General features: G+C 70.8%; 20 protein-coding genes and 2 pseudogenes. 13 read left to right on the top strand and 9 right to left on the bottom strand.

The annotated features are described in order from the left end of the window. Positions 1-150 precede the first annotated feature (150 nt). A complete protein-coding gene (locus tag ACFVJQ_RS03270; RefSeq protein WP_385780537.1) occupies positions 151-1,383 on the top strand; it encodes an FAD-dependent oxidoreductase in 1,233 nt (410 codons plus the stop codon). Positions 1,384-1,464: 81 nt separating this feature from the next. Here ACFVJQ_RS03270 and ACFVJQ_RS03265 read toward each other — a convergent pair whose 3' ends face one another. After that, positions 1,465-2,373 carry a LysR family transcriptional regulator gene (locus ACFVJQ_RS03265; protein WP_385780534.1) on the bottom strand — a complete coding sequence of 303 codons (909 nt, stop codon included), beginning with the start codon at positions 2,371-2,373 and terminating at the stop codon, positions 1,465-1,467. Positions 2,374-2,472: 99 nt separating this feature from the next. Between ACFVJQ_RS03265 and ACFVJQ_RS03260 the strand changes: the two genes are divergently transcribed. After that, complete coding sequence (locus ACFVJQ_RS03260) at positions 2,473-3,303, top strand: oxidoreductase (RefSeq protein ID WP_385510795.1); 831 nt, start codon at positions 2,473-2,475, stop codon at positions 3,301-3,303. A 143-nt stretch (positions 3,304-3,446) separates the two neighbouring features. On the opposite strand, the gene ACFVJQ_RS03255 is transcribed toward ACFVJQ_RS03260, so the two are convergent. The 3 genes and pseudogenes from ACFVJQ_RS03255 to ACFVJQ_RS03245 form a co-directional block, all read right to left on the bottom strand. Continuing rightward, positions 3,447-3,689, bottom strand: a complete 243-nt coding sequence (locus ACFVJQ_RS03255) for a DUF397 domain-containing protein (RefSeq protein WP_385781012.1) — start codon at positions 3,687-3,689, stop codon at positions 3,447-3,449. 153 nt (positions 3,690-3,842) lie between these two features. Then, positions 3,843-3,995 (bottom strand): annotated as a pseudogene (locus ACFVJQ_RS03250) (Scr1 family TA system antitoxin-like transcriptional regulator); the annotation flags it as partial. A 218-nt stretch (positions 3,996-4,213) separates the two neighbouring features. Continuing rightward, positions 4,214-4,321 (bottom strand): annotated as a pseudogene (locus tag ACFVJQ_RS03245) (transcriptional regulator); the annotation flags it as partial. A gap of 536 nt (positions 4,322-4,857) precedes the next feature. Here ACFVJQ_RS03245 and ACFVJQ_RS03240 point away from each other — a divergent pair. The 7 genes from ACFVJQ_RS03240 (at position 4,858) to ACFVJQ_RS03210 (ending at position 13,062) form a co-directional block, all read left to right on the top strand. Then, positions 4,858-6,429: a S8 family peptidase gene (locus ACFVJQ_RS03240; protein ID WP_385780531.1), complete on the top strand. Its 1,572-nt coding sequence runs from the start codon at positions 4,858-4,860 to the stop codon at positions 6,427-6,429. A gap of 218 nt (positions 6,430-6,647) precedes the next feature. Then, positions 6,648-7,808, top strand: a complete 1,161-nt coding sequence (locus tag ACFVJQ_RS03235) for a DUF4190 domain-containing protein (protein ID WP_385780528.1) — start codon at positions 6,648-6,650, stop codon at positions 7,806-7,808. Positions 7,809-7,966: 158 nt separating this feature from the next. Then, positions 7,967-8,719: a GntR family transcriptional regulator gene (locus ACFVJQ_RS03230; RefSeq protein WP_385510792.1), complete on the top strand. Its 753-nt coding sequence runs from the start codon at positions 7,967-7,969 to the stop codon at positions 8,717-8,719. 333 nt (positions 8,720-9,052) lie between these two features. Continuing rightward, positions 9,053-9,241, top strand: a complete 189-nt coding sequence (locus ACFVJQ_RS03225; RefSeq protein ID WP_385510791.1) for an SPOR domain-containing protein — start codon at positions 9,053-9,055, stop codon at positions 9,239-9,241. 41 nt (positions 9,242-9,282) lie between these two features. Further along, a complete protein-coding gene (locus tag ACFVJQ_RS03220) occupies positions 9,283-9,684 on the top strand; it encodes a (deoxy)nucleoside triphosphate pyrophosphohydrolase (RefSeq protein WP_385510790.1) in 402 nt (133 codons plus the stop codon). Positions 9,685-9,821: 137 nt separating this feature from the next. Continuing rightward, the gene (locus tag ACFVJQ_RS03215; protein ID WP_385510789.1) at positions 9,822-10,250 is read left to right on the top strand and encodes an ATP-binding protein; all 429 of its coding nucleotides are present in this window, start codon (positions 9,822-9,824) and stop codon (positions 10,248-10,250) included. Between the two features lie 208 nt (positions 10,251-10,458). Beyond that, positions 10,459-13,062, top strand: a complete 2,604-nt coding sequence (locus ACFVJQ_RS03210; RefSeq protein WP_385780523.1) for a SpoIIE family protein phosphatase — start codon at positions 10,459-10,461, stop codon at positions 13,060-13,062. A 156-nt stretch (positions 13,063-13,218) separates the two neighbouring features. On the opposite strand, the gene ACFVJQ_RS03205 is transcribed toward ACFVJQ_RS03210, so the two are convergent. Further along, positions 13,219-14,796 carry a hypothetical protein gene (locus ACFVJQ_RS03205; RefSeq protein ID WP_385780521.1) on the bottom strand — a complete coding sequence of 526 codons (1,578 nt, stop codon included), beginning with the start codon at positions 14,794-14,796 and terminating at the stop codon, positions 13,219-13,221. 177 nt (positions 14,797-14,973) lie between these two features. Between ACFVJQ_RS03205 and ACFVJQ_RS03200 the strand changes: the two genes are divergently transcribed. After that, the gene (locus ACFVJQ_RS03200; protein WP_385510786.1) at positions 14,974-15,891 is read left to right on the top strand and encodes a class I SAM-dependent methyltransferase; all 918 of its coding nucleotides are present in this window, start codon (positions 14,974-14,976) and stop codon (positions 15,889-15,891) included. A 20-nt stretch (positions 15,892-15,911) separates the two neighbouring features. Here the strand turns inward: ACFVJQ_RS03200 and ACFVJQ_RS03195 are convergent, their stop codons facing one another. From ACFVJQ_RS03195 to ACFVJQ_RS03180, 4 genes are read right to left on the bottom strand one after another with little or no spacing between them, the layout of a single operon-like run. Next, the gene (locus ACFVJQ_RS03195; RefSeq protein ID WP_129801303.1) at positions 15,912-16,679 is read right to left on the bottom strand and encodes a succinate dehydrogenase/fumarate reductase iron-sulfur subunit; all 768 of its coding nucleotides are present in this window, start codon (positions 16,677-16,679) and stop codon (positions 15,912-15,914) included. After that, entirely contained in the window at positions 16,676-18,613 is a 1,938-nt protein-coding gene (locus tag ACFVJQ_RS03190) for a fumarate reductase/succinate dehydrogenase flavoprotein subunit (RefSeq protein WP_385510785.1), read from the bottom strand. Before ACFVJQ_RS03190 ends, ACFVJQ_RS03195 begins: the two co-directional genes overlap by 4 nt. Before the next feature lie 17 nt (positions 18,614-18,630). Continuing rightward, positions 18,631-19,467 carry a hypothetical protein gene (locus ACFVJQ_RS03185; RefSeq protein ID WP_224734924.1) on the bottom strand — a complete coding sequence of 279 codons (837 nt, stop codon included), beginning with the start codon at positions 19,465-19,467 and terminating at the stop codon, positions 18,631-18,633. A 36-nt stretch (positions 19,468-19,503) separates the two neighbouring features. Then, positions 19,504-19,794 carry a hypothetical protein gene (locus ACFVJQ_RS03180; protein ID WP_129801306.1) on the bottom strand — a complete coding sequence of 97 codons (291 nt, stop codon included), beginning with the start codon at positions 19,792-19,794 and terminating at the stop codon, positions 19,504-19,506. Between the two features lie 297 nt (positions 19,795-20,091). Here ACFVJQ_RS03180 and ACFVJQ_RS03175 point away from each other — a divergent pair, with 297 nt between their 5' ends. The 3 genes from ACFVJQ_RS03175 to ACFVJQ_RS03165 all read left to right on the top strand — a co-directional run bounded on the left by ACFVJQ_RS03175 (position 20,092) and on the right by ACFVJQ_RS03165 (position 25,959). Then, the gene (locus tag ACFVJQ_RS03175) at positions 20,092-22,359 is read left to right on the top strand and encodes an ABC transporter family substrate-binding protein (RefSeq protein WP_385780516.1); all 2,268 of its coding nucleotides are present in this window, start codon (positions 20,092-20,094) and stop codon (positions 22,357-22,359) included. A 276-nt stretch (positions 22,360-22,635) separates the two neighbouring features. Continuing rightward, the gene (typA, locus tag ACFVJQ_RS03170) at positions 22,636-24,543 is read left to right on the top strand and encodes a translational GTPase TypA (protein WP_385510783.1); all 1,908 of its coding nucleotides are present in this window, start codon (positions 22,636-22,638) and stop codon (positions 24,541-24,543) included. Between the two features lie 369 nt (positions 24,544-24,912). Beyond that, positions 24,913-25,959, top strand: coding sequence for an ABC transporter permease (locus ACFVJQ_RS03165; RefSeq protein WP_385510781.1), 1,047 nt, complete (start codon positions 24,913-24,915; stop codon positions 25,957-25,959). Positions 25,960-25,972 lie beyond the last annotated feature (13 nt).

The following is a 25,972-nucleotide window of genomic DNA, read 5'->3' as shown; positions in this document are numbered from 1 at the left end:
GCGGCCTCCCGGAGCGTCGCGGACATCTGCGGAGAAATTACGGCACTTTGGGATTATATGGTCCGGCCCGGTCGGCTTCGGGAACGGCCCGGTCGGCTTCGGGAATCCCCGACAGTGCGGCACGTGATGGACCTGACAGGGAGGCGCGTGATGGAGCGGACGACGTGCTGTGTGGTGGGCGGCGGCCCCGCCGGAATGGTCCTCGGCCTGCTGCTGGCCCGGGCCGGCGTGGCGGTCACCGTTCTGGAGAAGCACGGTGACTTCCTGCGCGACTTCCGCGGCGACACCGTGCATCCGTCGACCCTCGCGCTGCTGGAGGAGCTGGGTCTGGCCGAGCGGTTCGCCGAACTGCCGCAGCGGCGGGTGACGACGGTCCAGCTGCCGCTCGGCCGGGACCGTTCGCTGGTCACCGTCGGAGACATCGGCGCGCTGCGCAGCACGTACAACTACATCGCCATGGTGCCTCAGTGGGACCTGCTCAACCTCCTGGCGGACGAGGCCCGGCGGGAGCCGTCCTTCTCCGTGCGGATGAGCACCGAGGCGACCTCCTTCCTGGCGGAGCGCGGACGCGTCACAGGGGTGCGGTACCGCACGTCCGACGGCGGTACCGGTGAGCTGCGGGCCACCCTCACGGTCGCCTGCGACGGCCGGGACTCGCTGGCCCGGTCGCGGCCCGAACTGGGACTGCGGAGGTTCGACTGCCCGATGGACGCCTGGTGGTTCCGGCTGCCGCGGCGGGAGGGCGACCCGCACGGGCTCGTGGGAGGCGTCGGCGACCGGTTCCTCACCGCCATGATCGACCGCGGGGACTACTGGCAGTGCGCCGCGCTGATCCCCAAGGGAACCGACGCCCGCCGCCGCGCCGCCGGGCTCGACCGGTTCATGGCCGATTTCACGGCCGCCGTCCCGTGGCTCGGGGACCGCGCGCAGGCGGTGCGGTCGTGGGACGAGGTGAAGCTGCTCGACGTACGGCTCGACCGCCTGAGGCGCTGGCACCGCCCCGGGCTGCTGTGCATCGGCGACGCGGCGCACGCGATGTCGCCGGTCTTCGGCATCGGCATCAACCTCGCCGTCGAGGACGCCGTGGCCGCCGCCCGGTATCTCGTCGAGCCGCTGCGCGCGGGCGCGGTGGGCCTGCGGGACGTACGCGCCGTCCAGCGCCGACGGTGGCCGACCACGGCCCTGACACAGGCGCTGCAGCGGACGGCCCACGCCCGGGTCGTCGAACCGCTGCTGGCGGGACGCTCCCCCTTCGGCAACCCCAGGCGGGCGCAGCGGATGACCGAGCTGATCACCACCTCGCGGTGGCTGAACCGGGTGCCTGCCTACTTCCTGGCCTACGGCGCCGTACGCGAGCGTCCGCCGGCCGCGTCGGTCCGGTGAGCGGGGGCTCTCGCATTGGCCCGCCGCACCTTGGAGGAGGAGCAGGCGCGGCTGGGGGCCACGGTGCAGCCCTGAGGGTTCTCAGCGTCCCCGCCCCACCACCTGCCGACAGGCCTCCGCATACCCTCGCACCAACCCCCGCTCCCCGTCCTCCCGCCGCCAGGCAAGGACATAGCGGCTCGTGCCGACCCCCCGGACCGGGCGGGTGGTCACTCCGCCCAGCGTGAGCAACGGGGCGTTGCCCGCGGCGACCAGGCAGACGCCGAGGCCGGCGACCAGGGCCTCGTACGTCTCCTCCGTACCGGCGATCTCCGCGCTGATGCGGGGTGGCCGGCCGGACCGGGCGTCCAGGGCGAGCCAGAAGTCGCGCAGCGGGCCCGCGCTGGGCGGCAGAGCGAGGAACGGTTCGTCGAGGAGGTCGGTGAAGTCGACCTCCGCGCGGGCGGCGAGGGGATGGGCGTCGCGGAGGGCGACCAGAAGGGGCTCCTCGGCAACCACCGTCCAGGCGTAGCGGTCGGCGTCGGGCAGCGGCAGCCAGACGAAGGCCACGTCCACGGCGCCGTCCACCAGGCCCGCCGTCGGGTCCGCCCAGTTCACCTGACGCACCCGGATGACCGCCTCCGGGTGCGCCGCCGTGAAGCGGGAGCGGATCGCCGGGAGCAGACCGCCCCGGCCGGGGCTGGTGCTCATGCCCACGACCAGCGTGCTGCGCCGCGCCGCCCGGGCCGCCTCCACCGCTGCCGCGCCCTCCCCCCACGCGGCCAGCACGCGCCGGGCGTGCGGCAGCAGCGCCTCGCCGGCCTCGGTGAGCGCCACGCTGTGCTGGTCGCGCCGGAACAGCTCGACGCCCAACTGCCGTTCCAGCGCCCGGATCTGCTTGCTCAGCGCGGGCTGGGAAACGTAGAGGCGCTCGGCGGCATGCGTGAAGTGCAGTTCCTCGGCGACGGCGACGAAGTAGCGCAGATCCCGGCCGTGCACGTCTCTGGTCATGACCAACGGTTATCACCGCGGGTCTTGGACGGGCACGGGGACCCGCACGAGGCTTGTCGGTGAGACGACACGTGAGAGACAGCGGCACGAGGAGAGGTCATGAACAAAGTCTGGCTGATCACGGGTGCGAGCAGCGGTTTCGGACGGGCCATCACCGAGGCGGCCCTCGCCGCCGGGGACGTGGTGGTCGGTGCCGCGCGGCGGACCGAGGCCCTGGACGGCCTGGTGGACGCCCACCCCGACCAGATGGAGGCGCTGCGGCTCGACGTCACCGACCCGGACGCGGCCGAGGCGGCCGTACGGGACGTCGTGGACCGGCACGGGCGGATCGACGTGCTCGTCAACAACGCGGGCCGCACGCACGTCGGCGCCTTCGAGGAGACGACGGACGACGAGCTGCGTGCCCTGTTCGACTTGCACGTCCTCGGTCCAGCGGCGCTGGTGCGGGCCGTGCTGCCGTACATGCGCGAGCGGCGGTCGGGCGCGATCGTGCAGATGAGCAGCGTGGGCGGGCAGGGGTCGTTCGCGGGCTTCTCGGCGTACAGCGGCACGAAGTTCGCCCTGGAGGGCATGTCCGAGGCGCTCGCGGACGAGGTGCAGGAGTTCGGCGTGAAGGTGCTGATCGTCGAGCCGGGCGCCTTCCGGACGTCGCTGTTCGAGGGCAGCCGGGCCGGGTTCAGCGCCGACAGCGGGGTCTACGAGAAGGTGAGCCGGACCCGGGAGTACGTCTCCGGTGGCGACGGCAGCCAGGCCGGTGACCCGGCGAAGGCGGCGGCGCTCATCCTCGCCGCCCTGGAGGCGGAGGACTCTCCGCTGCGGCTGCCGCTCGGCGACGACTCCGTCACGACCGTTCTCGATCACCTCGACCAGGTGCGCGGCGATGTCATGGCCTGGGAGAAGCGCACCCGGAACACCGCCTTCGACGACTGACCGCCGCAGCGGAACGTTCCAAGGCGGCTGATCACTTCGGTGGTCGGCCGCTACGGCGACACCGGGCGGACGGAGACCGGGCCCGACCCCGGCGCCACTGCGCGGCGCGGCGGCGACGGTGGGCTCCGCCGCCGTTACCGCGCTTATTTGGCGGTGGCGGAGGTGAACGTGTGCCAGGCGGCGGGGTTGACCTGGAGGGTGGGGCCGTCTTCCGGGTTCTTGGAGTCGCGGATGTGGATGGTGTGGGGGCAGGCGGATACCTCGACGCATTCGCCGCCCTCGCTGCCGCTGTGGCTGGACTTCCGCCAGGCGTACGCGACTTCGAGACACTCACCGCCTTTGTCGCCGCTGTAGCTCGACTTGAACCACTGAAGTGCGGTGCTCATAGCTCTCCAAGCAGACGGTCCAGCAGACCCAGGGACTCGTACCTGGTGAGGGCCTGTGTCCGCACCATCGCATACTTGCGCGAACTGCGATGCCAGGCCTGGGGGTTCGGCGCACTCCCGCAGGTTGCGCAACTGCTCGCGACGGACCTTCGGACCCCCGACGCCGATACGCAGCACCGGCTCCCACACCACGAAGCTCAGCGTGGGCGGACACTTGCGTTGAAGGACCTCCTGGCGCTCGATCCGGGCCTCCGTCTTGACGTCGATCTCGTCCTCGTCGTATGCCGGTACGCGCTCGCGCAGCACCGCCCGGGCGTACTCCGGGGCTGCAACAGGCCGGGCAGTACCTGGTTGGCGTAGAAGGACAGCGCGATCGCCTCCCGCTCATGCACCATGTACTGCTCCGCGTACAAAGGGAACTGATCGATCTCCGGCAGGTTCTCGATCCCCGCCGCAAACATCCCCTTCGTGTCCAGGATCCGATCCAACGCCTCAGCCATGCCCGGCAGCAACGAGCGCCTGCCCTGATCGATCGACGCGATGGTCTCCTCGTCCGCCAGGACCTCCGCGGCGAGCTGGCGCTGTGTGTATCCCGACGCCTTGCGTGCTGTCTGCACCTGGGCACCCAGCATCCGCATGGACGAGACGTTCTTCTTCCGCGGCAGCTTCTTGGAGTTCGTTCACGGCATTCACGGGACGAACTCCCCTACCAGCGCGACCAGTTCTCCCCACGCGACCGCCGATCCGTGCCCACCGCCAGGCGGTTGACGGTGTGGTCGCTGAAGCACTGGGGCCTGGCCAACCGGGACCGCGCCGACGACCTGCTGCTCTGCGTAAGCGAGTTGGGCACGACAGCGGGCCCGGCGTGCGGAGGATCGCCGCGATCCGGACGAGGGTGGGCGCGGCCTGCTGCTGGTCGCGGAGTTGGCCGACAAGTGGGGCGTGGGGGAGCGGGACCCGAGGTGGTGTGGGTTGAGTCCTTGACTGATTGCCGGTCATGACCGCCGTGTGGCATGTCTGTTACGTCCGTGCAGGGCCCTTGTGCAATTCCTGTGGAAGCCTCAATCTTTCGGCTGACGCACAGGTGAGTCACCGTGAATTGACATGTTCCTGCTCACCTGGGCGCCACCCCACACCAACGCACCACCGATTGAGGAGGACCCCTCAGATGGCAGTGATGCGTCATACCCGGCGAAGACTGGCGGCCACCGGCATCGCGACCGCCGCGGCACTCGCCGCGAGCCTGGTCTCCGCCCTCCCCGCCGGCGCGGCCCCGGCAGCCGAAGGCCGAATCCAGTACGAGGGCGCGGCGAACGCCGTCGCCGACAGCTACATCGTGACCCTCAAGGCGGACCGGGCCCGTTCGGGCTCCGCCGAGGGACGTGCCCTGGCGAAGAAGTACGGCGCCACCATCGAGCGCACGTACAAGAAGGCCCTGAACGGCTACGCGATCGAGGCCTCCGAGACCGAGGCGAAACGTCTCGCCGCCGACCCGGCCGTCGCCTCCGTGGTCCAGAACCGCACCTTCACCGTCGCCGCGACCCAGCCCAGCCCGCCCTCCTGGGGCCTGGACCGCATCGACCAGCGCAACCTCCCGCTGAACAGCTCGTACACCTACCCGGACTCCGCCGGCCAGGGCGTCACGGCGTACGTCATCGACACCGGCGTCCGCATCACCCACAGCGACTTCGGCGGCCGTGCCTCCTACGGCTACGACGCCGTCGACAACGACAACACCGCCCAGGACGGCAACGGTCACGGCACCCACGTCGCCGGCACGGTCGCCGGAAACGCCTACGGCGTCGCCAAGAAGGCGAGGATCGTCGGCGTCCGCGTGCTGAACAACTCAGGCTCCGGCACCACCGCCCAGGTCGTCGCCGGCATCGACTGGGTGGCCCAGAACGCGGTCAAGCCGGCCGTCGCCAACATGTCCCTCGGCGGCGGCGCCGACACCGCCCTCGACACCGCCGTACGCAATGCCATAGCCTCCGGCGTCACCTTCGCCGTCGCGGCCGGCAACGAGACCACCAACGCCTCCACCCGGTCCCCCGCCCGTGTCACCGAGGCCATCACGGTCGGCGCCACCACGTCCGGCGACGCCAAGGCGAGCTACTCCAACTACGGCACGGTCCTGGACCTGTTCGCGCCGGGCTCGTCCATCACCTCGTCCTGGCACACCAGCGACTCGGCCACCAACACCATCTCCGGTACGTCGATGGCGACCCCGCACGTCGCCGGAGCGGCGGCGCTGTACCTGGCCGGCAACCCCACGGCCACGCCCGCCCAGGTGTCCACCGCGCTGACCTCCGCGGCCACCCCCAACGTCGTCACCAGCCCCGGCACCGGCTCACCCAACCGGCTCCTGTATGTCGGCGGCGGTACCCCGACCCCGCCCGGCCCGCGCTTCGAGAACACCGGTGACTACACGATCAGCGACAACTCCACGGTCGAGTCCCCGGTGACCGTCTCCGGTGTCTCCGGCAACGCGCCCTCCGCGCTCGCCGTCGAGGTCCACATCGTCCACACGTACATCGGCGACCTCCAGGTCCAGCTGATCGCCCCCGACGGCACCGCGTACACGCTCAAGGGGTACGGCACCGGCGGCAGTGCGGACAACATCGACACCACGTACTCCGTCAACGCCTCCTCGGAGGCCGCGAACGGCACGTGGAAGCTGAGGGTCAGCGACAACGCGAACTTCGACACCGGGCGGATCGACGCCTGGGCGCTCCAGTTCTGACATTCCTGACGTAACGTCATCTTCGTCCTCGCGGAGGGGCTTCGGGTCGGTGACCCGGCCCGCCGCGAGGACGAGGTTCGTCTGCCAGGTGTGCGAGCAGATCGTGCTCGGCGTCCGAGCGTGCAGGGGAGCCCCGCCACGGCGCCCGCCCAGCGCTTACCATGCGCCAAGTCGTACGACTGTTCTGCATCCTCGGCCGAACCAGGAGCCCGGTACCCGTGTCCATCCCTCCGCCCCCCGGGCCCCATCAACCCCCGGGCCCCCAGGGCCAGTACCCGGCTCCCCACCCGCAGGGCCCGTACCCGCAGGGCCCCTACGCGCCGCCGCCGTACGGCGCCTGGGGTCCGTACCCGCCGCAGGCGCCGGTCAACGGCGTCGCCATCGCCGCCCTCGTCCTCGGCATCCTGTGCTTCCTCCCCGCCGTCGGGCTGGTGCTGGGCCTGATCGCGCTGCGTCAGATCAGGCGCAAGAGCGAGCGCGGGAAGGGCATGGCGGTCGCCGGATCCGTGTTGTCGTCCGTCGGGCTCGCGCTGTGGGTCCTGTCGCTCTCGACGGGCTTCGTGTCCGACTTCTGGGAGAGCTTCAAGGAGAGCGCGCGGGAAAGTGCGACCGTCTCGCCGGACAAGGGCGAGTGCTTCGACGTGCCCAGCGGCTCCCTGGAGGGCATGACCTACGACGTCGACGTGGTGCCCTGCGCGGGCAGGCACGACGGTGAGGTGTTCGCCACCGTCCGGCTGCCGGGCGGCAGTTTCCCCGGCGACGACCACATCACGAGCGTCGCCGACGACAAGTGCTATGCCCTGCGCGGCGACTACGCCATGGACACCTGGGCCCTGCCGGACAACGTCGACGTCTACTACCTCACCCCGACCCGCCAGAGCTGGGGGCTCGGCGACCGCGAGATCACCTGCATCTTCGGCAACACCGACGAGAAGGGCATCCTGACCGGCTCCCTGCGCGGCGACGCGACCACGCTCGACGCGGACCAGCTCGCCTTCCTGGAGACGGCCCGCGCCATCGACGCCGTGATGGAGAAGGAGCCCGAGGAGTACCCCGAGGAGGACCTGGCGGCGAACCGCACCTGGGCGGGCGAGGTCGGTGACGTGCTCGCCGAGCAGAGCGGCACGCTGGGTGAGCACAGCTGGCCTGCCCGGGCCGAACAGCCCCTCGCCGACCTGGTGAAGGAGCTCGACTCCGCGCGCGGTCAGTGGGCGAAGGCGGCCGCCGCCGGTGACGCGGACACCTTCTACGTGCACTACGACGAGGGGTACGAGTTCTACGACGGGCAGGTCACCATCACCGCGCGCAAGGCTCTGGGCCTGGACACCAGCCCGCCCGAGTACGCCACTGACCCGGGCGACTCCGACGCCGACGTGTGATCGCCCCCACCGCGGGGAGGAAGTGGGGAGAAAGTGCCTGGGCACAGCCCTCCCCGCGCGCGAGTCATCACATCGAGTGATTCTCTGGCCTTTGCTTGCCTGACGGAACCCAGGGTTGCCACGCTGTTGCTGTCTGTACAACCTGATGGGAGTGGCCAGTGACATTCGGTGAGCAGCCGGCGTACCTGCGTGTCGCGGGTGATCTCCGCAAGAAGATCGTCGACGGTCTGCTGCCACCGCACACCCGCCTGCCGTCACAAGCCAGAATCCGCGAGGAGTACGGCGTCTCGGACACGGTCGCGCTCGAGGCGCGCAAGGTCCTGATGGCCGAGGGGCTGGTAGAGGGCCGCTCCGGTTCCGGCACGTATGTGCGGGAGCGGCCCGTTCCCCGGTCCGTCGCCCGCTCCGGATTCCGCCCGGACGGCGGCGCCACACCCTTCCGGCAGGAGCAGGCGGACACCACCGTGCGCGGCACCTGGGAGTCCAGCAGCGAACAGACCGTGGCAAGTGGCGCGATCGCCGAGCGGCTCGGCATCCGGCCCGGCGACCGCGTGATGTGCACGAAGTACCTGTTCCGGGAGAGCGGCGAGCCGTTGATGCTCTCCACCTCCTGGGAGCCGATCGCCGTCACCGGCCGCACGCCCGTGATGCTGCCCGAGGAGGGCCCCCTCGGCGGCATGGGCGTCGTCGAGCGCATGGCGGCCATCGACGTGATCGTCGACAACGTCACCGAGGAGGTCGGCGCCCGCCCCGGCCTCGCCGAGGAACTCCTCGCCCTGGGCGGAGTCCCCGGGCATGTCGTCCTCGTCGTCCAGCGCACCTTCTACGCCTCCGGCCGCCCCGTCGAGACGGCCGACGTGGTGATCCCGGCCGACCGCTACCGGGTCTCGTACCACCTCCCGGTGAGATAGCGCACACCTTTCCGACCTCTGCCCGGCGGCGCACGACCCTGCGGCAGTTGCTCCCGGCATGCGCGCGCCGGGAGCCGGTGCACGCGCCGGTCGGTTCCGGACGTTTTCGCAGGTGAACCTGGGCATGCCCGCCATGCCGCCGACCGGATGCGCGGATGCATACGCACGGCGCGTTCGGCGCCGTGCGCCCCCTCGCGCCTGGCTTGTTGCGTACCTCTTTGTGAAAAGCCGTATTCGCTGCGTGAAGGTTAGGCGTAGGCTCGGGCATATGCGGATTGCGGTTTCCTTAGCGGGCGGGGCGCGCGGGCCGAGGGCGGGAAGCGGAGGGGCGCGATGAACGACAGCACGGTGACTCTTCCCTGGCTCGTCATACGGCAGGACGACGGCGGCAATCGCTACCGCGTGGGCCGGTACGCGACCCGGGCCGAGGCCCAGAAGATCGCCGACAGCCTCGACAACCGCGGGCACAAGCAGCTCTATTGGGTCGAGCGCATCGGCCAGGGCACCGACGACGACACCTGAGCCGCGACGCTCCCCTCGGCCCCTGACGTAGGCTCCGGCGCATGAAGGAACGGATCGTGGTGGTGGGGGCCGCCCTGTTCGACGGTGGCCGACTGCTCGCCGCGCGCCGTAGTGCACCCCCTGAACTGGCCGGGCGTTACGAGTTGCCCGGCGGCAAGGTCGAGCCGGGCGAAGCGCCGGATGCCGCGCTGGTGCGTGAGCTGCGGGAGGAACTCGGCGTCGAGGCCGAGGCCGTTGAGCGGGTGCCGGGGGAGTGGGCCCTGAAGCCGCCGTATGTTCTGCACGTGTGGACCGCCCGTCTGCGCCCCGGCTCTCCGGACCCCAAGCCTCTCGAGGACCACGACGAACTCCGCTGGCTCGCGCCCGGCGAACTCTGGGACGTCGACTGGCTGGACCAGGACGTTCCGGCCGTACGTGAGGTGGCCGCCCGCCTGAGTGGCTGACTCCTTGACGCCGGCCTGCGCCACCCCGCGTGTGGTGCCGTACCCGTACGCCGTTCGTGCCACAGTGCGCGCCCGCCGGCGGTACTGGGTCCCGCATATCGGGTATGTGCCAATTAACCCCACGAAACCAGGCATGGGTGGGTTCTCTGGCCCGGGAAGTGATCGGCGTGATCGACACCGAAGGTGACCGCGCCGAGTGGACCTTTCCCGCCGACCCGGGTGCCGTGCGCACCGCACGCTCCACCGTCCGCCACCAGCTGCACGGCTGGGGTCTCGACAGCGTCGGTGACATCACGGCCCTGCTGGTCAGCGAACTCGTGACCAACGCCCTGCGGCACGCCACCGGCCCCATCGGCGTCCGCCTGGTACGCCCCCCGGACCTGCCCGACGTGCTGCTGGTGGAGGTCTCCGACCCGTTGCCCGACCCGCCCCGCGAACTGGCCGCCCGGCCCGAGGACGAGCACGGGCGCGGCCTGCAACTGGTGGCCTCCTCCTCACGCCGCTGGGGCACCCGGCCCGGGGAATCCGGCAAGACGGTGTGGTTCGAGCTCGCGGTACCGACCTGAATCCGGACCGGACTTGCCGCAAGGCGTGATTCGAGGGCGTGTCCCCTGGTTAGAAGAGTGGAAGTGTTCTCGCAGGACGGTCCGAAAACCAACTGGACCGTTCTGTGATCGTGAACACCGTGTTGTGCGGCGCCGTAGTGCTGGATACTGCGGGCAGCCGCCCCCGGTGACCGGTGCCGGACGCGGTGAGCTGGAGGGGACGGTTCGCGTGAGCGAGATACCAGCGAAGGCCACGGAGTCCGAGGACCCGTCGGACGGCGCGAGGACGGAGGCCGCGGGTGCCTTCGGTGAGGTGCGGCCCGGCGACCCCATGTGGCAGAGCAGTCCGCCCGGCTCGATCTACGACTACATCAAGGTCGCGTCCTTCTCCATCGGTCCTGACGGGCTCGTCGACCAGTGGAGCCTGCGCGCCGAGCATTTGTTCGGCATCCCCGCCGAGCGGGCCGTCGGCATGGACCCCATCGCGGCCTTCATCGACCCCGACCAGCGCGAGCAGGGCCACCGGAAGATGGCCGAGATCCTCGACGGGCGGGAGTGGACCGGCGTGGTCCCCTTCCGGCTGCCGGAGACGGTGGACGGCGGCGGGGGCGAGGGTCTCGCCGAGGTCTATGTGATGCCGACGCACACCGAGGACGGCGAGAAGGCGGCCGTCTGCATCGTCGTCGACGTCCGGGTGCTGCGCAGCATCGAGACGGACCTCGCTGCCTCGCAGGCCATTTTCGGCCAATCTCCGTTCGGCTTTCTGCTGATCGACGCCGAACTACGGGTGCGGCGCGCCAACCAGCAGTTCGCCTCGACCTTCGGCGGCACACCCGACGACCACCGGGGCAAGGGCGTCCACGACTATCTGCCGAGCGGCGAGGCCGAGCGGGTCGCCGCGACGCTGCGCCGGGTCCTCGAAACCGGCGACAGCATCACGGACATGCACGTCACGGGCTTCGTGCCCGGTTCCGAGGACCGCCGTCACTGGTCGGTCAACCTCTACCGCGTGCACAGCGGAAGCGGACGCCCCATCGGAATCGCCTGGCTCGGAACCGACATCACCGCCCGCCGCGCCGCCGCCCGCGAAGCAGCCGCCGCCCGGCGCAATCTCGCCCTCCTGAACGAGGCCGGCGCCCGCATCGGCAACTCCCTCGACCTGGAGACCACCGCCCGGGAACTCCTCGACGTCGTCGTCCCCGGCTTCTGCGACCTGGCCACCGTCGACCTCTACCAGGGCCTCCTGGCCGGCGACGAGACCCCGCCCGGCCTCGCCGACGGCAGCGCCGAACTGCGCCGCGTCGCCTTCGCCAGCGCCGTCTCCGACGCCCCCTTCGCGGGCACCGGCACGCCGGTCAAGGTCGGCGCGGTCCACCACTACCCCTTCAACTCGCCCGGCGCGGACGCCCTGCGCACCGCCCGCCCGCAGACCGTCCCCGCCGAGGAGGGCGGCCTCGTCCAGTCCACCCTCGCGGTGCCGATGGTCGCCCACGACACCGTCGTCGGGCTCGCCCAGTTCTCCCGTACGAAGGGCAGCGAGCCGTTCGGCGACCGGGACCGCGCCCTCGCGGTGGAGCTTGCCGCGCGGGCCGCCGTCTGTATCGACAACGCCCGCCTCTACCGGCGCGAGCACGAACGCGCGTTGATACTGCAACGGTCCCTGCTTCCGCCCGGCGACCCGGTCGCCTCCGGCCTGGACATCGCCTGCCGTTACCTTCCCGGGAACGCCTCCACCGGCCGCCCCAGCGAGGTCGGCGGCGACTGGTTCGACGTCATCGAACTGCCCGGTCACCGCACGGCGTTGGTCGTCGGCGACGTCATGGGCCGCGGTCTGCGCGCCGCCGTCGCGATGGGTGAACTGCGCACGGCGGTACGGACGCTGGCCCAGCTCGACCTCGAACCGGCCGAAGTTCTCTCCCAGTTGGACGAGATCGCCCGAGGCCTCGGCACCCCCGGAGGCATCCAGCAGGCCACCCGCGCCGCCCGCCGCCCCCGCGAGGCGGACCTGTCCGAGGTGTATCTCGCGACCTGCGTGTACGCGGTCTACGACTCCGTCACCCGGCGCTGCACCTTCGCCAACGCGGGCCATCTGCCGCCGGTCCTGGTCGAACCCGGCGAGCCGGCCCTGATGCTCGACGTACCGCCCGGCATGCCGCTCGGTGTCGGCGGGGAACCCTTCGAGGAGGTCGAGGTCGAACTCCCCGAAGGTGCACTGTTGGCGCTCTACACGGATGGACTGGTCGAATCCCGCGACCACCCCCTCGACGAGGGCCTCCAGGCCTTCGTGGGCGCGCTGACCGACCCGTCCCGCCCGCTGGAGGATGTCTGCGACCACGTCCTCAACACCCTCGACAGCCACCACGGCGAGGACGACATCGCCCTGCTCATGGCCCGCGTCCAGGGACTGCCCGCCGAGTCCGTCGGCGACTGGACGCTGCCGCGTGAGCCGCGCAGCGTGGGCCGCGCCCGCGAGTACGCGCGCGGCCAGCTGCTCAGCTGGGACATGGAGCCGCTGGTCGACACGACGGAGCTGCTGGTCAGCGAGCTGGTGACGAACGCCCTGCGGTACGGCGAGGGCGAGATCCGGCTGAGACTCCTGCTGGACCGCACCCTGGTCTGCGAGGTCTGGGACTCCGGCCTCGTCCAGCCCCGTCGCCGCCGCGCCCGCGACACCGACGAGGGCGGCCGCGGCCTCCAGCTCGTCGGCCTGCTCTCGGCCGCGTGGGGCTCGCGCCGTACACATCGCGGCAAGACGGTGTGGTTCGAACTCCCGCTGCCGGACGGCGAGAACGGCGTGGCGGATCCGGCGGAGGCCCTGCTGAGCCTGTTCTGAACGCCGGTCGTGCCGACGTAGCCGCGGGCAGTCGTGCCTCCCCCAGAGGGGGGACCCCCAGGGCGATGGGGGTCCCCCCGCTCGAGCGAAGCCGAGAGTGGGGGAGGGTGGACGCAGCGGCACCCGCCAAGCTCGCGGCCACCAGAGCGCCAGGGTCTACGGGAGATTCGGCCGCCTGCGTGCCCGGGTGCGCGGTCCCCCGAAGCTCGCGGGCGGGCCGCCGTCCGGGTCGCCGCCCAGGAGGATCCCGCCGAGGACCGCCCCGCCGACGCTGATCGCGTGCGCGCCCGCACCGGCGTACGGCGTGCCGTGTGCGCGTACGTCCTGCTCGGCGAGGTGCCGGGCCTCCCCGGCGCGGGCGTCGGCCGCCAGGTGGTCGCCGTCCGCGAGCAGCGCCTCGGCCGCTGCCAGCCGGGTCCGGGCCGTGGCGCCCACCGCCCCCCGGTGCGTGCTGACGAAGTCGGCCGCGGCGCGGGTGCTGCTGCGCGCGACCAGCAGGGCGGCGGCCGGAATCACCCCGGCCCGCCCGGCCGCGAGCGGCGTGACGGCCTCCGCGATCCGGCGCAGGGCGTCGAGCGGGTCGTAGGGCCCGGCGGTCAGCTCCTCCCGTACGGCGGCCAGGACGATGTCGGCGCGCGCGAGACGGGCACGCACCTCACCCACGGGAACATCCGGCCCGCCGCCCCCTCCCCGCTCCCCCCTGAGCCACTCCCGCACGCCCGCGAGCTCCGCCTCCGCCCCCGTGAGCGCCCCCGGCACCAGGCCCGCAGCCGTCGTCAGCTCCTGCGCGAGCCGGTCGACGCCGTCCACGAAGACAGCGGCCTGCGTGATCGCGCCCTCGGCAGCGCGCAGGTGGGCGGCGGCCAGGTCGGCGTTGCCCAGGTCGGCCTGCTGACGGGACTGGTTGAGACGGACCGTGGCGAACACGAGGCGGTCCTTGGCCTGTTCGACGTACCCGACGACCGAGGCGGTGGCGCCGGACGGGTACCGCTCGGCGAGGTCGCCGAGGATGGCCTCCGTGGTCCCCGTACGCCCCGCCAGCTCCCGGAAGCGCGCCTCCGCGACCTCCAGCGCCGCACCGATGCCCAGTTCCAGGCCGCGCAGCACATCGAACCCGGCGGCCTCCGTGTCCAGCCGTCGCCCCGCCTCCGCGCACCGCCCGACGATCCCGGCGAGCACCTGCCGACGGGCCGACTCCTCGCCCGGCACTCCGTCGTCGTAGCGCTGCCGCATCCGGAAGGCGGCCGACAGCTCGGCCTCGGCCTCCCGCAGGGCCCGCCCGAAGGGTTCGGCGTCCGCCGCGTCGAACCGGGTCCCGGCGAAGGCGAGTTCCTCCCGGCTGGTGCGTACGCAGTCGTCCGCCTCGACCAACGCCGCCCGGGACTGCAGGTCGAACCGGGCGAGCGTCGGCTGGGGCGGCGGGCCGGGGAGCGCGCCGCCGGGGGTCGTCCGGGTGCGGGTGCGCCGGGTGCGCCGTACGTACCCGTACGCGGCGAGCGCGACCGCCGTGACCGCCGCGATCAGCGGCAGCACCAGGTCGGCGGTGTACGTCCCGTCCCCCTCCTGGGCGACCGCGCCCGGCCCGGGCCCGCCCCTGGCGCCGGTGTCCGTCGCCGGCACCAGCAGACACAGCCACATCACCGCGATCGCACCACCGAGCACCGCCTGCGCCAGGCGCGCCCCTGTGGGGGGTCCGGCCTGCCGCGGCCGGCCCCGGAACCGGGATGACGTCACGTTTCGGAGCGTATGGCCGGGAATGCGGGCCCGCGACCGGGGTGCGCCCGATGCGGTCACCGACTTGTTGTTCGGATGTCATACGGGCTTTCCCTCTACAGGTGCCCTCGTTTGTTGTGGACCACCTGTGGGAGGCCTAGGGTCCACTTCTCCTATCCCTGTGAGGGTCAGACATCCATGCGAGCGTTACTCACCAGCAAGGCGGCCCGGCGTGCCCTGCGTCCGATCGCCGACCTCATAGACCAGCGCATCGAGCGGCAGATCCGCCGGGCCGTCGGGCAGGCCTCCCGCGACGCCTCGCAGCAGGAGCTGAAGAGGCTGCGCGCCCGCCAGCGCCCGCTGGAGCTGTTCTTCGACGGGACCGGCCGGGGCGCGTCGCGGCTGCCGTCCGCCCCCCATCTCAACCGCACGATCAAAGAGCTGACCGACGTGACCGGGGACGCGGACGGCGCGGAGCGGACCGTCGCCCAGGCGTTCCGGCTGCTCATCGCGATGGAGGCGCTCGGGGTCGGCCGGATCGCCGGCGGCACCATGAACATCTGCGGCAAGCTCTCCGCCGTACCGCTGCTGGACCCGCCGAACGACGACATCCTGGAAATCGGCACCCTCTACGGGATGTTCGGCGCGGCCCTGATCCGGATGATGGAGCGCGCGGGACGCGACCCGCGCCTGACGATCGTCGACCCGCTCGCCGGGACCCAGCTCCAGCCCGGCGCCACCATGGGCAAGGACGCCTCGGGCACCCCGGTGCGCGAGGCCGCGGTGCGCGCCAATCTGGCGCTGGTGGGCGCACCGGGTGCCGGGGCCCGGATCCAGCAGGGCTTCTCCGAGGACCCCGAGGTGCGTGCCCTGGTCTCCGACCGCTCCTACGGCGTGATCATCGTCGACGGCGACCACTCCGCCGAAGGCGTCGCCAAGGACCTGGGGTGGGCCGAGCAGATCGTCGCGCCCGGCGGCATCGTCGTCCTGGACGACTTCGGGCACCCCAAGTGGCCCGGAATCAAGGAGGCCTTCGAAAAGCACATGACCACCGACACCCGTCTGAAGTTCCTCGGCCAGGTGGCCCACTCGGGGTATCTGCGAGCCTCACGCTGACCAGTGCCGCGACAGCGGCACTAGGACCGGCGACGGATCTTGTCGCCGAGCCACACGAGCGGGTCGTACTTGCGGTCCACGGCCCGTTCCTTCAGCGGGATCAGCGCATTGTCCGTGATCTTGATGCCCTCGGGGCAGACCTCCGTACAGCACTTGGTGATGTTGCAGTAGCCGAGGCCGTGTTCGTCCTGGGCGGTGCGCTTGCGGTCGAGCCCCGTGTCCGCCGCCGCGTCCAAGGGGTGCATGTCCAGTTCGGCGACCCGCATCAGGAAACGCGGCCCGGCGAACGCCTGCTTGTTCTCCTCGTGGTCACGGACCACATGGCAGGTGTCCTGGCACAGGAAGCACTCGATGCACTTACGGAACTCCTGTGACCGGTCCACGTCCTCCTGCATCATGCGGTACTCGCCCGGGCCGAGCCCGGCGGGCGGCACGAACGCCGGGACCTCACGCGCCTTGGTGTAGTTGAAGCCCACGTCGGTGACGAGATCCCGTACGACCGGGAAGGCCCGCAGCGGAGTGACGGTGATCGTCTCCTCGCGGTCGAACACCGACATCCGGGTCATGCACAGCAGCCGGGGCCGCCCGTTGATCTCCGCCGAGCACGAACCGCACTTGCCCGCCTTGCAGTTCCAGCGCACGGCCAGGTCAGGGGCCTGGGTGGCCTGGAGGCGGTGGATGATGTCCAGGACCACCTCTCCGTCGTTCACCTCGACCTTGAAGTCCTCCAGGCCGCCCCCGTCGGCGTCCCCGCGCCACACCTTGAAGCGCGCCTCGTAGCTGCTCATTCGTAGAGCTCCTCTTCGGCGAGGTACTTGACCAGCTCCTCCTTGTCGAAGAGGGCGAGCAGGTCGGGACGGATGGGTTCGGTGGTCTCGCGGGTGAGGGCGATCTGGCCGCGGACGGGGTCCGTGGCCGCCAGCCCGCCCGTGGGATCGGTGAGTTGGCAGAGCAGGTTGATACGGCGCCACCGGCGGTCCATCGTCGGATGGTCCTCGCGGGTGTGGCCGCCGCGCGACTCCGTGCGCTCCAGCGCGGCCCGCGCCACGCACTCGCTGACCAGCAGCATGTTCCGCAGGTCCAGGGCGAGGTGCCAGCCCGGGTTGAACTGGCGGTGGCCCTCGACGCCCGCCCGCCGGGCCCGTACCCGCAGCTCGGCCAGCTTCTCCAGGGCCTGCTTCATCTCCGGCTCACGGCGGATGATGCCGACCAGGTCGTTCATCGTCTGCTGGAGTTCCTGGTGGAGGGTGTACGGGTTCTCCGGCGGCCCTCCGGCCGGCTCCTGCGCCTCCGCCTCGGCCGAGAACGGGCGCAGCGCCTCCGCGGCCGCGGCGTCCACCTGGACGTCGTCCACCCGTGGACGATCCGCCGCCTCCGTCGCGTACTCGGCGGCGTGCAGTCCCGCCCGGCGCCCGAACACCAGCAGGTCGGACAGCGAGTTGCCGCCGAGCCGGTTGGAGCCGTGCATCCCGCCGGCCACCTCACCGGCCGCGTACAGCCCCGGCACCCCGCGTGCCGCCGCGGTGTCGGAGTCGACGGCGATACCGCCCATCACGTAGTGGCAGGTGGGCCCGACCTCCATCGCCTCGGCCGTGATGTCGACGTCGGCCAGCTCCTTGAACTGGTGGTACATCGACGGCAGCCGGCGTTTGATCACCTCGGCGGGCATCCGTGTCGACACGTCCAGGAAGACACCGCCGTGCGGGGAGCCGCGGCCCTCCTTGACCTCGGCGTTGATGGCCCGGGCGACCTCGTCGCGGGGGAGCAGCTCCGGGGGACGCCGGTTGTTGTCCGGGTCCTCGTACCAGCGGTCGGCCTCGTCCTCGGTCTCGGCGTACTTCTCCTTGAAGACGTCCGGGATGTAGTCGAACATGAACCGCTTGCCGTCGGAGTTCCTGAGCACCCCGCCGTCGCCGCGCACCGACTCGGTGACGAGGATGCCCTTCACCGAGGGCGGCCAGACCATCCCCGTCGGGTGGAACTGCACGAACTCCATGTTCAGCAGGGGAGCGCCCGCCAGCAGGGCCAGCGCGTGGCCGTCGCCGGTGTACTCCCACGAGTTCGACGTGACCTTGAAGGACTTGCCGATGCCGCCCGTGGCGATCACGACCGCGGGGGCCTCCAGGACGAAGAAACGGCCGGACTCACGCTCGTAGGCGAAGACCCCCGAGACCCTGCCATCGTCCTTCAGGACGCGGGTCACCGTGCACTCCTGGAACACCTTCAGCCGGGACTCGTAGTCCCCGGTCTCGCGGTGGTCCTCCTGCTGGAGCGCGACGATCTTCTGCTGGAGGGTGCGGATCAGCTCGAGACCCGTGCGGTCGCCGACATGGGCCAGGCGCGGGTACTCGTGGCCGCCGAAGTTGCGCTGGGAGATCCGGCCGTCCTTCGTACGGTCGAACAGGGCGCCCCAGGTCTCCAGCTCCCACACCCGGTCCGGGGCCTCCTGCGCATGCAGCTCGGCCATCCGCCACTGGTTGAGGAACTTGCCGCCGCGCAGGGTGTCACGGAAGTGCACCTGCCAGTTGTCGTGCGGGTTCGCGTTGGCCATCGCGGCGGCGATGCCGCCCTCGGCCATCACCGTGTGCGCCTTGCCGAACAGCGACTTGCAGATCACGGCCGTACGGGCGCCCCGCTCGCGCGCCTCGATCGCGGCCCGCAGCCCGGCGCCGCCCGCGCCGACCACGACGACGTCCCACTCCTGTCGCTCCACCACGGACATCAGAAGGCCCCACTCATCTAGAAGAAGCGCGGATCGTCGAAGACACCGGACGCGACGAGATAGACGTAGAAGTCGGCGAGCGCGACGCTCACCAACGACGTCCAGGCGAGCAGCATGTGGCGGGCGTTCAGCTTCCCGACCCACTGCCACATCCGGTAGCGCACGGGGTGTTTGGAGAAGTGCTTGAGCTTGCCGCCCACGATGTGCCGGCAGGAGTGGCAGGAGAGGGTGTACGCCCAGATCAGCACGATGTTGACCAGGAACACGACGGTGCCGAGGCCCATGTGGCCCCAGTCGTAGTGCTCGTCGCGGAACGCGAGCACGGTGTCGTAGGTCAGGATGCCGGCCACCGGGATCGCCGCGTAGAAGAAGTACCGGTGGATGTTCTGCAGGATCAGCGGGAAGCGCGTCTCACCGGTGTACTTCTTGTGCGGTTCGGCCACTGCGCAGGCCGGTGGGGAGGCCCAGAAGCCCCGGTAGTAGGCCTTGCGGTAGTAGTAGCAGGTCAGGCGGAAGCCGAGCGGGAAGATCAGGATGATGATCGCGGGGGAGATCCCCCACCAGCTGCCGAAGATCTCCCAGTTGGGGCCCGCCTTCATGGGCTCGCAGTTCTCCGCCAGACAGGGGGAGTAGAAGGGCGAGACGTACGGGGCCGCGTAGTAGTCGGCGTTCGCGAAGGCCCGCCAGGTCGAGTACACGACGAAGGCGAGCAGCCCGGCGGCGGTCGCGGCCGGCGCCAGCCACCAGCGGTCGGTGCGCAGGTGCGGGGCGGCGATCGCGGCCCGCGGGGCGGCGCGGACGCCGCCGCCGGGCGGATGGGGATCTGTGGTTGTGGGTTCCGTACCAGTGGCCAACGTATGACTCCGGTCGGTTCGGGATGCTGAGGCGGCTCAGGGTGCGTGCCGGTCGCGGGCGCCGAGACCCTCGTCGTCCGAGTCCGTCCACAGGGAGTAGTCGTAGGGGGCGTCGGAGATCGTGACGAGCTCGGGGCGCCGGGCCGAGGGCGAGGCGTGCGTCGCCTCGCGCAGCAGCGCGACGCTCTCCCGCAGGTGCTCGCAGTCGGTGCGGACCCGCCGTATGTCGAGCCCGCCCCTGCCGAGCTGCTGTTCCAGGCGGTTCACCGACCGGGACATGTCGTCGAGACACCGCTGGACTGACATCAGTTCGTCGTGCACGGACATGACGTGACCTCACTTCCGTCGGCTGTGCGGCCGTGGGTGGCAACGGTCATGCGCCTGCGAGTGTTGCGCGTCACACCGGCCGGTGGGAAGGGACGTGCACCGATTGGCCGAGGCGTGTGGGTGCACCCCGTGGTGCATTGCGCCACACGGGTGAGCTTCCGGGCCGTCGCCGCCGTGTCGCCCTGTGTTGCCGAACCCTTTCCTCTTCAGTGACGGCATACCGCTGAATACATCTGATCAGCTCCATATACCGCCAAAAGTGATCGTAACCCCCGCGGCTCCCGGAGGTAACCAGAGATGTCCCACGACGGCGTCGGACCCAGGCCCGCTCGTCAATCTCCCGCCTGCCGCGCGACGAGAGGGCCCGGCGCGGTCATGCGCTCGCTCGCCTTCCTCACCGCGGGAGCGCTCGCGGCGCCCGCCCTGGCCGGGTGCAGCTCCGAGGACCCGGCCGGCAAGCCCCTGGCCGGCCAGGACATCGCCCCCGCCGCCCGGTCCCAGGTCGCCGACGGCGGCACCCTGCGCTGGGCCGTGGACGCCGTACCGGAGACCCTGAACACCTTCCAGGCCGACGCCGACGCGACCACCAGCCGTATCGCCCAGGCCGTCCTGCCGTCGATGTACCGGCTGAACGAGAGCGGCCGGCCGGAGATCAACCCCGACTACCTCGAATCCGCCGAGGTCGTCGACACCGAGCCCCGGCAGGTCGTCCTCTACAAGCTCCACCAGCAGGCCGTCTGGAGCGACGGCCGCGAGATCGGCGCTGCCGACTTCGCCGCCCAGTGGCGCGCCCTGTCCGGCAAGGACACCGCCTACTGGACCGCCCGCAACGCCGGGTACGACCGCATCGAACGGATCGAGCGCGGCGCCAACGACCTCGAGGTCAAGGTCACCTTCGCCCGGCCCTACGCCGACTGGCAGTCGCTGTTCTCGCCGCTGTACCCCAAGGAGGTCATGGGCACGCCGGACTCCTTCAACGACGGAGCCCGCAAGAAGCTCAAGGTCACCGCCGGGCCCTTCACCGTGAAGGAGGTCGACCGCAAGGACGACGAGGTCACCCTCGCCCGCAATCCGCGCTGGTGGGGCGACCCGGTCAAGCTCTCCGAGATCGTGCTGCGGGCCGTACCGCGCGAGGAGCGCTCCGCCGCGCTGGCCGCCGGCGCGATCGACCTCGCCGAGATCGACGCCCCCGCGGCCCGGCGCATCGCCCTCGCCGCCGGGCCGGGCGGCACCGGCGCGGCCCGCCAGGGCGGCGGCCGGAACACCGACGACCCCAAGGCGCCGAGCCCCTCGACCGACCCGAGCGGCTTCGACGAGATCACCGGCGACGAGGAGAGCGGCTCCGACGAGATCACCGGCGACGAGGAGAGCGGCTCCGACGAGAACACCGGCGACGAGGAGAGCGGCTCCCGCGCGCAGGGCAGCCGGTCCGCCGCCGACGCCACGCGGACCCTGCGCGGCTTCGAGGTCCGCAAGTCCCTGGAACCGGCCTACACCCAGCTCGCCCTCAACGGCGCCGACGGTCCGCTCGCCGACGAACGGGTCCGCCGGGCCGTGGCCCGCGCCCTCGACCGGGAGGCACTGGCGAAGGCCGTCCTCAAGCCGCTGGGCCTGCCCGCCAAGCCGGTCGGCTCCCACCTCGCCCTGGCCGGCCAGGCCGCCTACGCCGACAGCAGCGGCGCGCTCGGCGGCCAGGACACCGACGAGGCGCAGGCGCTGCTCGCGGACGCCGGGTGGGTACCGGGCGGCCCGGTCAAGAAACAGAAGAAGGAGAATGCGGCAGGACCGGAAGGGGAGCAGGCCACCGGGAATCCCACCGACGAGGACGGCACGTACATCGTCGGCGAGGACGACAAGGGCCGCACGGACGCCGAGCTCGAGGAGGCCGAGGAGTACCGCCGGCAGCTCGCCCAGGACGGAAAGCAGCACCACCAGGGCGGCGGAGCACCCGGCGCGTACGCCCCCAAGGGCACCGCCGCCCCCGCGGGCGCACCGGCCGGTCCCCTCGCCAAGGACGGCCGGCCGCTCACCCTGCGCTTCGTGCTCCCCTCCGGTCCGGGCTCCCGGGCGCTGCACACGGTCGCCGACCGCATCTCACGCATGCTGGAACGGGTCGGCATCCACACCGAGACGACGAAGGTCCCCGAGGAGAGCTACTTCAAGGACCACATCGCCTCCGGCGAGTACGACCTCGCCCTGTACTCCTGGCCCGCGTCCGCCTTCCCCGCCACCGACGCCCGCCCCATCTACGCCAAGCCGGTCCCGGCCGCCGACGGCTCCCTCACCGTCGAGCAGAACTACACCCGGGTCGGCACCGACCAGGTCGACCAGCTCTTCGACCAGGCCGTCGCGACGCTCGACCAGGAGGAGTCCCGCGACCTGGTCCGCAAGGCCGACGCCCGCATCTGGGCAGCCGTCGGCTCCATCCCCCTCTACCAGCGCCCCCAACTGATCGCCGCAAGAAAAAACCTCGCCAACACAGGCGCCTTCGGTTTCGCGACGCCGGTGTACGAGGACATGGGCTTCTTGAAGAAGAACGCGCGGCCGGCAGCCGGCCCTTCGTAACCGCGGGCATTCGTGCCTCCCCCAGAGGGGGGACCCCCAGGGGGAGGCACGGGTGGGCGCGGACGGCGCCCCGTAAGCGCCGGGCTGCGCGACCGACCCCCAGCACCGGCGCTGACCCCCAGCGCCCACCTGACCTGCACCGACACAACCCGTCCAGCCCCCACCCCCGCGGCCCCGTACCATGGGGTGAGGCCGTGGCGTGTCAAGCCCGGCAGGGCCCGCGTAACACAGACGTACGCGCAGGCCGTCCTCACCACTCCGGGAGTACGCCACACCATGGCCACGCGCCACGACATCCGCAACGTCGCCATCGTCGCCCACGTCGACCACGGCAAGACCACCATCGTCGACGCGATGCTCAAGCAGGCCGGTGCCTTCGCCGCGCACCAGCTCGACTCCGTCGACGACCGCATGATGGACTCGAACGACCTGGAGCGTGAGAAGGGCATCACGATCCTGGCCAAGAACACGGCGGTGAAGTACCACCCGAAGGACGGCGGGGACCCGATCACCATCAACATCATCGACACCCCCGGCCACGCCGACTTCGGCGGCGAGGTCGAGCGCGGTCTGTCGATGGTCGACGGCGTCGTCCTGCTGGTGGACGCCTCCGAGGGCCCGCTGCCGCAGACCCGCTTCGTCCTCCGCAAGGCCCTCCAGCAGCGGCTGCCCGTCATCCTCTGCATCAACAAGACGGACCGCCCGGACTCGCGGATCGACGAGGTCGTCAACGAGACCTACGACCTCTTCCTCGACCTGGACGCCGACGAGGACCAGATCGAGTTCCCGATCGTCTACGCCTGCGGCCGCGACGGCATCGCCTCGCTGACCAAGCCGCAGGACGGCACGGTCCCGGCCGACAGCGACAGCCTGGAGCCGTTCTTCTCCACGATCCTGGAGCACATCCCGGCCCCGACCTACGACGAGGGTGCCCCGCTCCAGGCCCACGTCACCAACCTCGACGCCGACAACTTCCTCGGCCGTATCGCGCTGCTGCGCGTCCAGCAGGGCGAGCTGCGCAAGGGCCAGACGGTGGCCTGGATGAAGCGCGACGGCTCCGTGAGCAACGTCCGCATCTCCGAGCTGCTGATGACCGAGGCGCTCACCCGCGGCCCGGCGGAGAAGGCCGGCCCCGGTGACATCTGCGCGGTCGCCGGTATCCCGGACATCATGATCGGCGAGACCCTGGCCGACACCGAGAACCCGGTCGCGCTGCCGCTGATCACGGTCGACGAGCCCGCGATCTCGATGGTCATCGGCACCAACACCTCCCCGCTGGTCGGCCGTGGCGCCACCGGCAAGGGCGCCGACAACAAGGCGGCCGTGAAGGACCGCAAGGTGACGGCCCGTCAGGTCAAGGACCGCCTGGACCGCGAGCTGATCGGCAACGTCTCGCTGCGCGTCCTCGACACCGAGCGGCCGGACGCCTGGGAGGTGCAGGGCCGCGGCGAGCTGGCGCTGGCCATCCTCGTCGAGACCATGCGCCGTGAGGGCTACGAGCTGACCGTCGGCAAGCCCCAGGTCGTCACCAAGGACGTCGACGGCAAGACGTACGAGCCGGTCGAGCGGATGACGATCGACGTGCCCGAGGAGCACATGGGTGCCGTCACGCAGCTCATGGGTGTCCGCAAGGGCCGGATGGACAACATGTCCAACCACGGCTCGGGCTGGGTCCGTATGGAGTTCGTGGTCCCGTCCCGTGGCCTGATCGGTTTCCGGACAGAGTTCCTCACCCAGACCCGCGGTACGGGCATCGCCCACTCGATCCACGAGGGCTTCGAGCCGTGGTTCGGCGCCCTGCAGACCCGTAACAACGGCTCGCTCGTCGCCGACCGCTCCGGTGCCGTCACCGCCTTCGCGATGACGAACCTTCAGGAGCGCGGCGTGCTCTTCGTGGAGCCGGGCACCGAGGTGTACGAGGGCATGATCGTCGGCGAGAACTCCCGCTCCGACGACATGGACGTCAACATCACCAAGGAGAAGAAGCTCACCAACATGCGCTCCTCCACGGCCGATGTGACCGAGTCGATCGTCCCGCCGCGCAAGCTGTCGCTGGAGCAGTCGCTGGAGTTCTGCCGCGACGACGAGTGCGTCGAGGTGACCCCGGAGGCCGTTCGCATCCGCAAGGTGAACCTGGACGCCCGTGAGCGGGCCCGCGCCGCGAGCCGCGCCAAGCACGGCTGACGCCCCTTCACCGGCACGTCAGGAGGACCCGGCCCTCCCCCCAGGGGAGGGCCGGGTCGTCGCGTTCAGACGGCTTTCAGATGCCTTTGGGGAGCTGTTCGCATATCGGTGCCTCGGCGATCAAGTTTCGGACATGTAAACAAAAATCCCTCCCGGTATGCCCGATTCGCCGATTTACCGTTTCACCTGTCAAGCGCGCGCAGGTGTCAATCTTTGCAATTTTTGCTCAAAAAATGGGCGGTAGGGAGATCCCTGTGTCTTCCGCCCTTGACGCGCGTTGATGCACTTGGCGAAAGTTCCCCCAAACCACAGAACCTGCCGGTATCTGTGCTGCGCTCAACTCTCCAACCCCCCGGGGGAAGAACACACATGACCAGTCCAACCAAGGCCGAGGACTCGGGGTCCGCGGTCGCCTTGGACCCAGAGCTCGCGGCGACCTCGGAAGTCGCCAAGGGTGCCAAGAAGCTTGAGGGTCGTTCCCCCGGGCAGTTGATGTGGCAGCGCTTCAAGCGTGACCGTACAGGGATGTTCTGTGCCGGCGTAGTGATTTTCTACTTCGTCGTCGCGCTGTGCGCCCCGCTGCTCACCGCGATCAGCGGCACCAACCCGTACACCCTGTACGGCCAGGACCCCACGTACGCGGACCAGCCCGTGCTGGACGACTTCGGGCTGCCGCTGGGCTACTTCGGCGGAGTCTCCGCGGACCACTGGTTCGGTGTGGAGCCGCAGTACGGCCGTGATCTGTTCGCCATGCTGGTGTACGGCATGCGCACCTCGCTGTTCATGGCGCTGGGCGTGACCACGCTGCTGATGCTGACCGGCATCATCATCGGCATGGTCGGCGGCTACTTCGGCGGCCGGACCGACTACTGGCTCGGCCGGGTCACCGACTTCTTCCTCTCGTTCCCGCAGCAGCTGTTCTTCATCGCCTTCATGCCCGTCGTGACCGCGTTCTTCGTGGACCCGCGGGAGGAGACCCCCACGTACTTCCGCGCGTTGGCGATCCTGATCGTGCTGTGGCTGCTGGGCTGGATGGGCATGGCGCGCATCGTCCGCTCCACCGTGCTGTCGCTGCGCGAGCGGGAGTTCGTCGAGGCCGCCAAGGTCGCCGGCGCCTCCCCGGGGCGGATCGTCCGCAAGGAGATCCTGCCGAACATCGTCTCGCCGATCCTGATCCAGTTCACGTACCAGCTGCCCAGCACCATCCTCACCATCGCCTTCCTCTCCTTCGCCGGTGTCGGTTTCGTCGAGCCGACCCCGGACTGGGGACGGCTGTTCGCCGCCGGCGCCAAGTACGCCGAGCAGGACCCGGCGTTCATGTTCTTCCCCGGGGTGGCGCTGGTGATCTTCATCCTGTGCTTCAACCTCCTCGGAGACTCCGTACGGGATGCCTTCGACCCCAAGTCCGGGCGGTAATCGTCCATTGGTG

The sequence above is a fragment of the Streptomyces sp. NPDC127197 genome, from assembly GCF_042672405.1.
Lineage (GTDB): Bacteria > Actinomycetota > Actinomycetes > Streptomycetales > Streptomycetaceae > Streptomyces > Streptomyces flavusporus.
The sequence above is the reverse complement of the archived record's forward strand: the minus strand, read 5'-3'. Positions and strand labels throughout refer to the sequence as shown.